At 60.2% G+C, this 12,300-nt stretch carries 11 protein-coding genes; 1 reads left to right on the plus strand and 10 read right to left on the minus strand.

The window, feature by feature from the left end; translation table 11 throughout:
- Nucleotides 1-17: 17 nt before the first annotated feature.
- Nucleotides 18-251, minus strand: coding sequence for an HP1242/YdcH family protein (locus ACO54Z_RS01655; protein WP_485995447.1), 234 nt, complete (start codon nucleotides 249-251; stop codon nucleotides 18-20).
- 121 nt (nucleotides 252-372) lie between these two features.
- Here ACO54Z_RS01655 and ACO54Z_RS01660 point away from each other — a divergent pair, with 121 nt between their 5' ends.
- Complete coding sequence (locus tag ACO54Z_RS01660; RefSeq protein WP_485995448.1) at nucleotides 373-1,518, plus strand: acyltransferase family protein; 1,146 nt, start codon at nucleotides 373-375, stop codon at nucleotides 1,516-1,518.
- A 65-nt stretch (nucleotides 1,519-1,583) separates the two neighbouring features.
- On the opposite strand, the gene ACO54Z_RS01665 is transcribed toward ACO54Z_RS01660, so the two are convergent.
- The 9 genes from ACO54Z_RS01665 to ACO54Z_RS01705 form a co-directional block, all read right to left on the minus strand.
- On the minus strand, nucleotides 1,584-2,159 hold the full coding sequence (locus ACO54Z_RS01665; protein ID WP_298080172.1) for a DUF2167 domain-containing protein: 576 nt from the start codon (nucleotides 2,157-2,159) through the stop codon (nucleotides 1,584-1,586).
- On the minus strand, nucleotides 2,156-2,794 hold the full coding sequence (gene rnt / locus ACO54Z_RS01670; RefSeq protein WP_485995449.1) for a ribonuclease T: 639 nt from the start codon (nucleotides 2,792-2,794) through the stop codon (nucleotides 2,156-2,158). Before rnt ends, ACO54Z_RS01665 begins: the two co-directional genes overlap by 4 nt.
- A gap of 30 nt (nucleotides 2,795-2,824) precedes the next feature.
- Nucleotides 2,825-3,436 (minus strand): CDP-diacylglycerol--glycerol-3-phosphate 3-phosphatidyltransferase, encoded by a 612-nt coding sequence (gene pgsA, locus ACO54Z_RS01675; RefSeq protein ID WP_485995450.1) that lies wholly within the window; start codon nucleotides 3,434-3,436, stop codon nucleotides 2,825-2,827.
- Between the two features lie 3 nt (nucleotides 3,437-3,439).
- Nucleotides 3,440-5,263, minus strand: a complete 1,824-nt coding sequence (gene uvrC, locus ACO54Z_RS01680) for an excinuclease ABC subunit UvrC (protein ID WP_485995451.1) — start codon at nucleotides 5,261-5,263, stop codon at nucleotides 3,440-3,442.
- Nucleotides 5,264-5,760: 497 nt separating this feature from the next.
- Nucleotides 5,761-6,507, minus strand: a complete 747-nt coding sequence (kdsB, locus tag ACO54Z_RS01685; protein ID WP_485995452.1) for a 3-deoxy-manno-octulosonate cytidylyltransferase — start codon at nucleotides 6,505-6,507, stop codon at nucleotides 5,761-5,763.
- 108 nt (nucleotides 6,508-6,615) lie between these two features.
- Nucleotides 6,616-8,019 carry a glucuronate isomerase gene (uxaC, locus tag ACO54Z_RS01690; protein WP_485995453.1) on the minus strand — a complete coding sequence of 468 codons (1,404 nt, stop codon included), beginning with the start codon at nucleotides 8,017-8,019 and terminating at the stop codon, nucleotides 6,616-6,618.
- Between the two features lie 47 nt (nucleotides 8,020-8,066).
- Nucleotides 8,067-10,424, minus strand: coding sequence for a glycoside hydrolase family 31 protein (locus ACO54Z_RS01695; protein ID WP_485995454.1), 2,358 nt, complete (start codon nucleotides 10,422-10,424; stop codon nucleotides 8,067-8,069).
- 3 nt (nucleotides 10,425-10,427) lie between these two features.
- Nucleotides 10,428-11,741 (minus strand): TRAP transporter large permease, encoded by a 1,314-nt coding sequence (locus ACO54Z_RS01700; protein WP_485995455.1) that lies wholly within the window; start codon nucleotides 11,739-11,741, stop codon nucleotides 10,428-10,430.
- Nucleotides 11,742-11,744: 3 nt separating this feature from the next.
- On the minus strand, nucleotides 11,745-12,257 hold the full coding sequence (locus ACO54Z_RS01705; protein ID WP_485995456.1) for a TRAP transporter small permease: 513 nt from the start codon (nucleotides 12,255-12,257) through the stop codon (nucleotides 11,745-11,747).
- Between the last annotated feature and the right edge of the window lie 43 nt (nucleotides 12,258-12,300).

A 12,300-nucleotide genomic window follows, 5' to 3' on the forward strand; every position in this document is an offset into this window, starting at 1 on the left:
TTTTTCGGGTTGTGCGCTTAGCTGCGGCGTTCGGCTTCGATTTTGCGCAGGTAGTCGTAGATTTTGTCTTTCAGCGCGAGTTTTTCGCGTTTTTTCGACTCGATGTCCTGATGGCTGTTCGCCGAGACGGCAGCATCGCTTTCCATGCGGTTGATTTCTTCGTCGAGGGCGTTGTGCTCGTTGAACAGGCGGGCAAAGTGGTTGTCACTTTGGCGCAGTTCGGCAATCAGGTCGCGGTATTCATGTAACATGACAGTTTCCTTTATGTTGTTGGGCCTGGCTGCAATTTTAGCTTATTTGACCCGCTTTGGGTATAGCAACGGCGCGGCCTGGCGGGTTTTGAAAAGGTAAGTTTCCATTTGTTTGTGCTTTGTGAATAATGGCGCCGTTTTCTGCTACCGGAGTAGGGTTATCAAGACTGTAATCGCCCCCATTGCCGCCCCCGCGCCGCGCTATTTTCACGGGCTGGACGAGTTGCGCGCGGCGCTGATGCTGATTGGCGTGTTTTGGCACGCGGCGGCGGTGTTGTCGCCATTTGCGGCGTTTGTCTATGCCAGTCCGTATCATCAGAGCATGGCGCTTTATGCGTCGATTTATCCTGAGCATTTGTTCCGTATGGAGGCTTTTTTTATGGTCTCCGGTTTTCTCGCGCAAATGACGCTGACACGCAAGGACAAGCAGGTTTTTTGGCGGGCGCGACTGAAACGAGTATTGGTGCCGCTGCTGCTTGGCTGTCTCGGCGTCAATTTTGTGTTGCAGGCCTTCGGCAGTATTTTTATGGATTATCAGTGGGCGCATTATGATTTGTGGCGCTGGGTCATGCACGGCTGGTTTTTGATTTGCCTGATGGTATTTGCCACGATAGATATGTTGCTGCCGCGCGGGGTGTTTGCCCGCATGGGACTGTTGCCCTGCCTGCTGGTGGTCACGATTGGCTGGCTGGGATACGCCGCATTGATTTACTGGAATGGGGAATCATGGAATTTGGGTGGCGACATCAGCACTTTATATAATTTCTTTGTGCTGCATGGCGTGCAGTATTATCCGTTTTATTTCGCCGGCTCCCTGCTCTATTTTCATCAGGATATTCTCGACAAAATCAGTCATCGCGCCTTGTGGGGGCTTGCCTTGTTGGCATTGGCCACCACCGCACTGACTTATGTGAACGGTCTGCATTTTTATGAGCCTTTCCCGCCGGATACGGAAGGCATGATTTTGCAGCGGCTGAATCAGATGGTGTCCTCCGGCGCTATCGCCTTTTTGTTGTTTTGGTATTTTTATCATGTGCAACGCGAGGCGAATCGTGTGGTGCGCTATTTGATTAATTCCGCCATCGTCATTTATTTGGTGCATCACCCGCTGGTGATTATGCTCGGCTGGATGCTGGATGATCCGGGATTATCCAATTCGCAGTATTATTTGTTGCTGCTGACACTGACGTTTGTCTTTTCGTATTTGTGTTATGAAGGTGTGCGCCGTATTGGCTGGTTGCGGGTGACGTTTGGCCTGAAAGGTTAGCCCGCCCATTGTTGCCACGCATGAAAAAAGCCGGAAGGTTTCCGGCTTTTTTCTTTTTCTGCTTGTCAGATAAAGCGGTTCATCAGCAGCAGGTTGATAATGGTGCCTTCGGCGCGCGGGTCGCTTTTCGGGTCAAAGCGTTCGTAGCGCAGGCTGTCTTGCGGGGTGACGCGCCAGCCTTGCAGGCTGAGACCGTCGCCGGGCTTGCCGACCAGCGTCAGGACGAGCGCGCCGTTGCGCACCAGGCACATTTTGTAGAGGTTGAGCGCGGGGTCTTGGCCGATGTTGAGCTCAACGCCGTATTCAACGCAGCGGCTGGCGTTGTCGTATTTGGGCGCGGGCGCGAAACTTTTCCAGCGCACCGCTTCGCTGCCGGTGAGGCCGCTTTCCTGGTTGAGGATGTCAAGGTCTTCACTGATGCCCTGGCGGATGCGGGTCGGGTCAATGGGGATGTTGTCATCAACGTAGCCCGCCGGGCGGTAGCTCAGTTGGGCGAAGACGCTGCCGTCGCCACCATCCGGCACGGCGATGGCGATGATGTCGTCCACGCCGCCGAGGTGTTCGTTGATGAATTGTTGTTTTTGGCTGTCGTTCAGCACTTTCCAGCCTTTCGGCGGGGTCAGGGTTGCGATGTCGTTCATAGTTGTTCCTCGCTGGCGGGCCAGCTGTAGCCGATTTTTTCTGCCCAGGTGTTGATGATGTGGCAGAAGATGTCGGCGGTGAGTTCTGCGTCGTATTTGGCGCCGTGCGCTTTTTCGCTGTCGTAGTCAAAGCCGCCCTGGCGGGCGATGCGCGCCAGCACGGTCTGACCGTAGGCGAGCGCGCCCAATGATACGGTGTCGAGGACGCTGAAGGGGTGAAAGGGGTTGCGTTTGTAGTCGGTGCGTTCGGCAAAGGCGTTGATGAAGCCGAGGTCGAAGGTGGCGTTGTGGCCGACGAGGATGGAGCGCGTGCATTCTTGTTGTTTTTGGTAGGCGCGGATTTCGTCGAAGAAGCGCTCGGCGGCCTTGTCTTCCTGATACGCCGGGCGCAGCGGGTGGTAGGGGTCGATGCCGGTGATTTTCAGCGCTTCGGGGTCGATGTTCGCGCCGGGAAAGGGGTGGATGTGGTAGTGGATGGTGTGGGTGCGGCAGAGGCGGTTGTTGTCGTCGAAGTTGACCAGCACCGCCGCGATTTCGAGCAGCGCGTCTTTTTTGGCGTCAAAGCCGCCGGTTTCGACGTCAATGACTACGGGCAGGAAACCGCGAAAGCGCTGACTGATGAGGGTGGGATTCATGGGGTGTTCCGGGGGGATTCGCGCGGCATTCTACACGTTCGGGCTTTGTGCCGCCGGGGTCATCGCTTCGCGGAAGTAGCGGTAGGCGGCGGCGGTGTATTGCCACATCGAGGCGATGGTGAGGATGGCGGCGATGATGAGCAACACCTGGCCGATACGCCAGATGGGCAGGCCGAGCCACGGCTCGCGGAAGATGAGGAAGCCCATCGAGAACATTTGCACGGTGGTTTTCCATTTGCCGATTTTGGCGACCGCGACCACGCCGCGATGGCCGATGCCGCTCATCCATTCGCGCAGCGCGGATATCCAGATTTCGCGGCCAATGACAATCAGCGCGCACAGCATCAGCCAGACGTGCGGGTTTTGCTGGACGAGGACAATCAGCACGGCGGCGACCATCAGTTTGTCCGCCACCGGGTCGAGGAAGGCGCCGAATGCGCTTTCTTCCTTGAGATGGCGCGCCAGCCAGCCGTCGAGAAAATCGCTGATACAGGCGACGGTATAAATCCACAGCGCCAGCCATTGCTGCCAGCTTTCCGGGTGGAAATAGTAGGTGATGATAAACAGGGGAATGAGCGCCACCCGCAGAATGGTGAGTTTCATCGCCCAACCGCTGAAGAATTTTTTGAAAGTGGCATTCATCGCTTATCCCTCGTGTAAAACAGCATAAATTTCCTTCGCCAGCGCCTCGCTGACGCCCGGCACCTTCGCCAGATCCTCAACGCCCGCGCGGCGGATTTGCGCCAGACCGCCAAAGTATTTTAGCAGCGCCTGCCGGCGTTTGGCACCCACGCCGGGGATTTGTTCCAGCAGCGAGCGCTTGCTGTTTTTCGCCCGTCCGGCGCGGTGGCCGGTGATGGCGAAGCGGTGTGCCTCGTCGCGGATTTGCACAATGAGCTGCATCGCCTGACTGTCCGACGGCAAATAGCGCGGCACCTCCTCATGCGGAAACCAGAACTGCTCCAGTCCCGCCTTGCGTCCCTGCCCCTTGGCGACGCCGACCAGATGCACGCCGCTGATGCCCAGCTCGTTGAACACCTCCACCGCCTGCCGCAACTGCCCCTTGCCGCCATCAATAAACAGCACATCCGGCAACACGCCGTCTTCCTTCTGAATGCGCTCAAAACGGCGGCTGACCGTCTGGCGGATGGCGGCATAATCATCGCCTGCCGTCACCTCGCGGATATTGTAGCGGCGGTAATCGCTTTTCAGCGCGCCCCGGCGGTCAAAGACCACGCACGACGCCACCGTCGCCTCGCCCTGCGTATGGCTGATGTCAATACACTCCAGCCGTTCCGGCACATCCGGCCAGGCAAACGCCTCGGCCAGCGCGGCAAACCGCTGCTGCATCGTCAGTTTGCCGGAAAGGCGCAGCCCCAGGCTCAATTTCGCATTCTCCTCCGCCATCTCCAGCCACTTGCGCCGTGCCTCACGCGGCTTGGCATTGAGCGACACCTTGCGCCCGCTCTTCTCGCCGAGCCAGGCGGCAATCGTCGCGCCGTCCTCCAGCGCATGACTAATCACGAGCTGCGGCGGCGCGCTTCGCTCATGATAAAACTGCGCAATAAACGCGGCGAGAATCTCCGCCTCCGGCGCCTCCTCCGGCAACTTCGGAAAAAACGCCTGCGAACTCACATTATGCCCGTCGCGGAAAAACAGCACCTGCACGCACGCCTCGCCATAAGCCGTCGCCACCGCCAGCACATCCGCATCCGCCTCGCCCGCGACCATATGCTGCTTCTCGGTAATCTTGCGCAACTGCACCAACTGATCGCGCAACAGCGCCGCCTGCTCATACGCGCGCGCCTCCGCCGCCGCCTCCATCTTTGCCGTCAATTCCTGCAACAACACCTCGCTGCGGCCATTCAAAAAATCGCGGGTATGCGCCACCGTCTCCGCATAGGCTTTCTTGTCAATATAGCCCACACACGGCGCATAACAGCGCTCAATCTGATACTGCAAACAGGGACGGCTGCGCGCGGCAAAAAAACTGTCCTCACATTGACGCACACGGAATACCTTGGCGAGCACCTCCAGCGAATAACGCGCCGCCTGCACATTCGGAAACGGCCCGAAAAACTCGCCCTGTTTGCGCGCGCCGCGATGCAGCGAAAGGCGCGGAAACTCATGCGCCGACAAGACAATATACGGATAAGATTTATCATCGCGCAGCAGAATATTGAAACGCGGCAAATGCGTTTTGATCAAATTATTCTCCAGAATCAGCGCTTCCGTTTCCGTATGGGTAATCGTCGTATCAATATCGACCACCTGCTTCATCAAGGCGCGCGTCTTCGCGCTCATGCCGTTGTCACGAAAATAACTGGAAAGCCGGTTGCGCAAATTCTTCGCCTTGCCGACATACAGCACCTTGCCGTCGGCATCGCGCATCTGATAAACGCCCGGCAACGTCGCCACATGACTCAAAAAAATCTTCGGATCAAAAAGCCGGGATTGCTGCTCGCTCATAAAAACTGACTGAAATAAAAACGTAGGGTGGAGCTTGCCCCACCGCCAAAAAACCAATACCGCTTCACGACAAAAACCTCAAAATCGCAAGCAGGGCAAATGCCCGACCTGCACCATGGTGGGGCAAGCCCCACCCTACATCTATTTACATACACCAAGAGCGCTCAGCTGTATGTAAGAGCCTGTTCAAAATCCCGGTTATACACACAAATTTGCATTGCTACGCCGAATTCCCCCTCCCCTGCAGGGCGTGGCAGCGGGGGAGGGTCGGGGTGGGGGTAAGCAATAAGATTGATGGAATCAAAAGTCTATTTTTCACGTTTGCTACCCTCACCCCAGCCCTCTCTCGCTGCGCGAGCTGTTCCAGTCCCACGGGGAGAGGGAGCATATCGGCGCGTTGCCTTGCTTCCGTTCACTACACAGGGCTTGAATTCGGGTTGTTTCAAGTTTATTCCGCTATACATACACGAAAGAGGAAACCTGACTATAAACGCCCCCTACACGCCGCGCAAAAACGCCTCCACCCGCTGCAAATCCGCCTCACAATCCACCCCCGGCGGCGGCGCTTCCTTCACCACACCGACGGCAATGCGCAGGCCGTGTTCCAAAAAGCGCAACTGCTCCAGCTTCTCCGCCTGCTCCAGCGGCGTCGGCGCCAGCTGCGGATAGCGTTTCAAGGCTGAGACGCGATACGCATAAATGCCGATATGGCGCAAATAAGGAAACGCGCCGGAAACGCCGTCGGCATCGCGCACATAGGGAATCGCGGCGCGACTGAAATACAGCGCCAGCCCGGCCTGGTCGCAGACGACCTTGACCGTGGTCGCCGCCGCAGGCGAGTGCTGCGCGTCAAACGGCGCGGCAAGCGTCGCCACCGCCGCCTCCGGTCGCGCCGCCAGCGCCGCCGCCACCTCGTCAATCAGCGCGGGCGGTAACAGCGGCTCGTCGCCCTGCACATTGACGACAATAGTGTCATCCGCCCAGCCGCGGCGCCCGGCGACCTCGCACAGCCGCTCGGTGCCGTTCTCATGATCGGCGCGGGTCAAAATGCCCTGCACCGCCGCCTCGCCTTCCAGCAAGGCGCCGATGCGGGCGTCATCAAAGGCGACCCACACCGGAAAACCGCTGGCAACCGCCTGCCGCGCGGTGCGCACCACCATCGGCACGCCCGCAATCAGCCGCAGCGGCTTGGCGGGCAGGCGGGTTGAGCCATAACGGGCGGGGATAACGACGACGGTGTTCATGCAAGTCTCCAAAATGAAAGGGCGGCTATCTTAACGCCGACCGCTGCGCGGCGCGCAAGCAAAAAACCGCCGCAATGCGGCGGTTCGGGTGTGCGCAGGCGCCCTGCCCTATTGGTCAAAATACCGGGCGGCGTTGCCGTAGCAGATGTTTTCTACCATCGTGCCGAGCAGTTTGAGGTCGCGCGGCGCTTCGCCTGCCTCAACCCAGCCGCCGATGAGGTTGCAGAGGATGCGGCGGAAGTATTCGTGGCGGGTGTAGGAGAGGAAGCTGCGGCTGTCGGTGAGCATGCCGACGAAGGTGGAGAGGATGCCCATCTGCGCGTGCGTGGTCAGTTGTTCGATCATGCCGTCTTTTTGGTCGTTGAACCACCAGCCGGAGCCGTATTGCACTTTGCCGCGCACGCCTTCGCCCTGGTAGTTGCCGCACATGGTGGCGAGCAGGGCGTTGTCGCGCGGGTTGATGGTGTAGAGGATGGTTTTCGGCAGTTCGTTGGTCTTGTCCATCGCGTCCAAGAGGGCGGCGAGGTTGTCGGCAATGGGGTGGTCGCCGATGGAGTCGTAGCCGCTGTCGGCGCCGAGGCGGGCGTACATGCGGCTGTTGTTGTTGCGGATAGGGCCGATGTGCAGTTGCATGACCCAGCCGCGGCGGTAGTATTCGCGGCCGAGCCAGACGAGCAGCGCGGTCTGGAAGCGGGCGATTTGGTTGTCGGTCAGCGGTTTGTCGTTGAAGCGCAAGGCGAGGATGGCATCCAGCGTTTGTTCGTCGGGGACGGCGGCGTAGCGCAGGATTTCGAGGCCGTGGTCGGCGGCGATGCAGCCGTGCGCGGCGAAGTGGTCGAGGCGTTGCGCGAGTGCGGCGGTCAGGTCGTGGAAACGGCGGATGGTGTAGCCGCTTGCGGCTTCGAGTTTTTGCAGGTAGTTGAGGTAGTCGCCGTGTTCGATTTTCAGCGCTTTGTCCGGGCGGAAGCTGGGACGGATGGCGATGTTAAAGGTCGGGTCGGCGGCGATGGCGGCGTGATGCGCGAGGTCGTCCACCGGGTCGTCGGTGGTGCCGACCATTTTGACGTTCATTTGTTCGAGGATGCCGCGCGCGGTGAAGGCGGGTTCGGCGAGGCGGGCGTTGGCTTCGTCCCAGACGCTTTGTGCGGTGTCGCCGTTGAGGAGGGTGGTGATGCCGAAGGGGCGCTTGAGTTCGAGGTGCGTCCAGTGGTAGAGCGGGTTGCCGATGAAGTGCGGCACGGCTTCGGCGTAGGTTTGGAATTTTTCACGCGGGCTGGCGTTGCCGGTGATGAGGCGTTCGGCGATGCCGAGGGTGCGCAGGCCGCGCCATTTGTAGTGGTCGCCTTCGAGCCAGATGGCGGTCAGGTCGGCGAACGCTCGGTTCGCGGCGATGTCCGCCGGTGGCAGGTGGCAGTGGTAGTCGTAGATGGGTTGGTGTTTGGCGTGGTCGTGGTAGAGGACGCGCGCGGTGTCGTTGTGCAGGAGGAAGTCGTCGGTGAGGAAGGTTTGCATGGGAGGCTCCGGGGTTTTTAGGGAAGGGTAGGGGGGCAAGCCCTACGCTACGTTTGTTGTACGGCGAGGTTGCCGCTGATGATGAGGCGGCGGGTCTCATTCGGCGGCAGGGTGACGCGCAGGTTGTCGAGGTAGGCCGGTTGGTAGTCGCCGCTCGTGTCGAGGCGCAGGTAGAGTTCGTCGCCGTGGCCGTGCAGGCGCCAGTGTAGTTGCCAGTGTTCGCCGTCTGTCGCGGTGCCGTTGTCGTCGTAGAGGGTGCCTTCGCTTTTTTCGTTGCCTTTGGCCGGGTAGAGGCGCAGGGTGCGTTCGGTATCGGCAGCGGGGCTGTCGGCGTGCATTAGCGCGCCTTCGGCGATGATGCTGCCCGCGCGCACGTAGAGTTGTAGTTGTTCGAGCGGGGTTTGTATGTGCAGGGTCTGGCCGCCGCTGTGGTACTCGCCGCTGTGGTAGTCGTACCAGCCGAGGGTGTTGTCCGGCAGGTAGATGTCGCGGGCGCGCACGCCGGGCGCGGTGACGGGGCTGACGAGGAGGTCGCGGCCGATCAGGTAGTCGTCGGTGTCGGCGTAGGTGCGTTCGTCGTGTTCGTGGTCGAGGAAGGTGGGGCGGACGATGGCTTCGTCTTGGGTTGCCGCCTGCCACAGCAGGGTGTAGAGGTAGGGGATGAGGCGGTAGCGCAGGCGGATGGCGTCGCGCACGGCGGCGGTGATGGCGGGGTGCATCCACGGTTCGTTTACGCTGTGGTCGTCGTTCCAGGAGTGGATGGTAAAGCGCGGCAGGAGCAGCGCGCTTTGGATCCAGCGCAGGAAGAGTTCGGCGTCGGGTTTGGGGCCGGCGAAGCCGCCGATGTCGTGGCCGATGTGGTACATGCCGGAGAGGCTCATACCCGCTGCCATGCGGATGTTCCATTTGAGGGTGTGCCAGCTGGTGCGGTTGTCGCCGCTCCAGGTCTGGACGTAGCGTTGTAGGCCGGGGCAGCCGCTGCGCGAGATGAGGTAGGGGCGTTCGAGCGGGTTGTGTTCGCGCTGCGCCCGCCAGGAGTTTTGCATCATGAGGAGGGGCATCAGCGGGCGGATGTGGCGGATGGCAATCGGTGTGCCGAAGCCGTGGCAGCGTGCGTCGCCGTCCCAGATTTCGTATTCGTTGTTGTCGTTCCAGGTTGAACAGATACCAATGTCGAGCAGTTGGGTTTTTACGTTGTCGCGCCACCAGACGCCGGTCGCCGGGTTGGTGAAGTCGAGGTGCGAGCCTTCGGCGTCCCAGAACATGGAGGTTTCCGGCGCGCCGCTGTCGCTGTCTTGTACGAAGAGGTTTTTTGCGGCGGCTTCGCGGTAACGCGGGTGGTCGTGCAGCAGGCAGGGTTTGATGTTGGCGGCCAGGCGGATGCCCGCGTCGCGGAAGGTTTGGGCGAGTGCTTTCGGGTCGGGGATTTTGTCGTGGTTCCAGTGGAAGACGTAGCGTTTGTTGCCGATGGTGGTGTAGCCGGAGGAGAGCTGGAAACTGTCGCAGGGGATGGCGTGCTCGCGGCAGAGCGCGATGAATTGTTGTAATTGGTGCTGCGCGTCGGGGGCGTCGGTGTAGCTCATGGTGGAGCCGGAGTAGCCGAGGCTCCATTTGGGCGGGAAGGTGTTTTTGCCGGTGAGGTGCAGGAAGCGTTTGGTGATGGCGGCGATGCTGGCGCCGTGGATGAGGTAGTAGTCGAGGTCGCCGCCTTCGGCGTGGTAGCTGCGGTAGCGCGGGTGGTAGTTGTCGATTTCGTTGCCCATGTTGAAGCGGGCGGTGTTGAGGTTGTCGTAGAACACGCCGTAGTGCGCCCCCGCCGCGCTGCGTACTTGGTAGTACGGCCAGTGTTTGTAGAGCGGGTCGGTGGTTTCGGCGTTGTAGCCGAGCGCGTCGAGGCTGCGCATCTCGTATTTTTTGCCGCTGCGGTCAACGGTTCCGGCTTTTTCGCCGAGGCCGTAGATGCGGTCGCGCGGGTCGTGCGTCAGGTAGTGGGCGATGGTGTCGCGGCGGCGGCCGAGTTCGTAGGCGCCGGTCGGACGATCGGCGGCGAGTGGCTGCCAGTCGCCGTCTTGCAGCGCTTCCCAAACGAGTTGCAGCGGGCGGCGGATGTGCAGACGCAGGCGGCTGCCGCTGACGGTGAGGCCGTCGGCGGTTTCGCTGATGGTAACGGGCGGGCAGGTGAATCCGGCGCGGCTGTCGCGCGGGCGGCCGGTTTCACCGTTGGGTGCGTCCGGCGGCGAGATGAGCCAGCTGCGGTCAAGTGCGGTTTCGCCGTTTTTTTGCAGCCAGACGCGCCAGATGTCGTCTTCCAGCGTGATTATGTGCAGCAGGTGGCGGTCTTCGACGGCAAGGGTGATGCCGTCCGGGTTTTCGTGGTCAAGCGTCCAGTTTTTGAGGGTTTGCATGGTTTAGCCTCCGTAGCCCATTAGCAGTTGCGGCAGGAAGAGCGAGATTTGCGGGATGAAGGTGACGAGCAGCAGGGTGATGATCATCGCGATGTACATCGGCAGCATATAGGGGATGACTTGCGCCAGCCGCACTTTGCCGACCGAGCAGCCGACGAAGAGGCAACTGCCCACCGGCGGGGTGACGATGCCCATGCAGAGGTTGAAGGTCATCATCACGCCGAAATGCACCGGGTCCACGCCGAGCGATTCGGCGATGGGCAGGAAGATCGGGGTGAAGATGAGGATGGCGGGGGTCATGTCCATGAAGAAGCCGACGATGAGCAAAATCAGGTTAATCGTCAGCAGGATGATGACCTTGTTTTGCGAGAGGGCGAGGATGGCGTCTTCGATGATGCCGGGGATGTCGGCGTTGGCCATCGCCCAGCTCATGCCGGAGGAGCAGCCGATGAGCAGCATGACGATGGCGTTGGTCACCATGGAATCCAAAAAGATTTTCGGCAGGTCTTTCAGCTTGATTTCGCGGTAAACAACCACGGCGAGGAAGAGCGCATAGACCACGGCAATCGCCGAGCCTTCGGTGGCGGTGAAGGTGCCTTTGACGATACCGCCGATGACGATAACAATCAGCGACAGCGGCAGAATCGCCTGCAAAAACGCGCCGACGGCGACGTTCAGCGGCACGCGCTCGTTCACCGGCAATTTCTTGCGGTAAGCGATGATACCGGCGACGACCATGATGCCCAGCCCCATCAGGATGCCGGGCAAATATCCGGCGAGGAACAGCGCCGCGACCGAAGTACCGCCGGAAATGGTGGAATACACAATGAAAGTATTGCTCGGCGGAATCAGCAGCCCGGTCGGGCAGGAAGCGATATTGACCGCCGCCGCATAGCCGGGGTCATAACCCGCCTTGCGCTGCATCTCGCCCATCGTGCCGCCGACCGCCGCCGCAGCCGCGACCGCCGAGCCGGAAATCGAGCCAAACAGCATATTGGCGATGACGTTGCAGTGCGCCAGCGCGCCGGGCAGTCGTCCTGCGAGAACCAACGCCAGATTGATAAGCCGCATCGCGATACCGCCCCGGTTCATGATATTCCCGGCGAGGATAAAAAACGGCAGCGCCAGCAGGGCGAAACTGTCCAGCGCGGTAATCATCTTCTGCGCGGTGACGAACATCGCATTGTCAAACGGCAGCGACAACAGCACCGTCGCAATCGTGGCGAGGCCGATGGAGACCGACACCGGCACGCTCAAAAACATCAGCAGGAAAAAGACGCCAAAAAGAACGAGGATACTCAACAGCTCAACAGACATGGCTCATTCCTCCGCGCGCAACGCATCGACAATCGCCACCAGTGCAAAAAACACCAGCAGCGCCCCGGCCAGCGGCACCACCAAATAGACATAACCCATCGGCACCTGCAACGCGGGCGTCACCTGCGCATTGGCAAACGTCTTCGCCGTCAGCAGCGAGCCGCCATAAACCATCACCAGCGCCGCAAACACAATAATGCACAGCTCAATCACCACATTGAGCGTGCGCTTCGCCACGCCCTTGAGCCGCATCGCCAACAAATCAATCGCCAGATGCTGCTTCGTCGCCGACGCCTGCGCCGCACCGAGCAAGCCAATCCACATGAACATAAAACGCGCCAGCTCATCGGTGCTGGTGCTGGGCGTGCTGGTGACATAGCGCGACGCCACCTGCCACACCACACACGCAACCAGCGCAAACGCCAGCACGGTCAAGACAAACCCGTTAACCCGTTGCACCCACAACGCGAGCACATCCAGCCGCGAACGCGGCAACAAAGACGGCGAATCAGACATGACAAACTCCAGCAAAAGAAAAGGAAAAAGGCAGCACCCCCTC

Source organism: Cardiobacterium sp. (assembly GCF_057314735.1).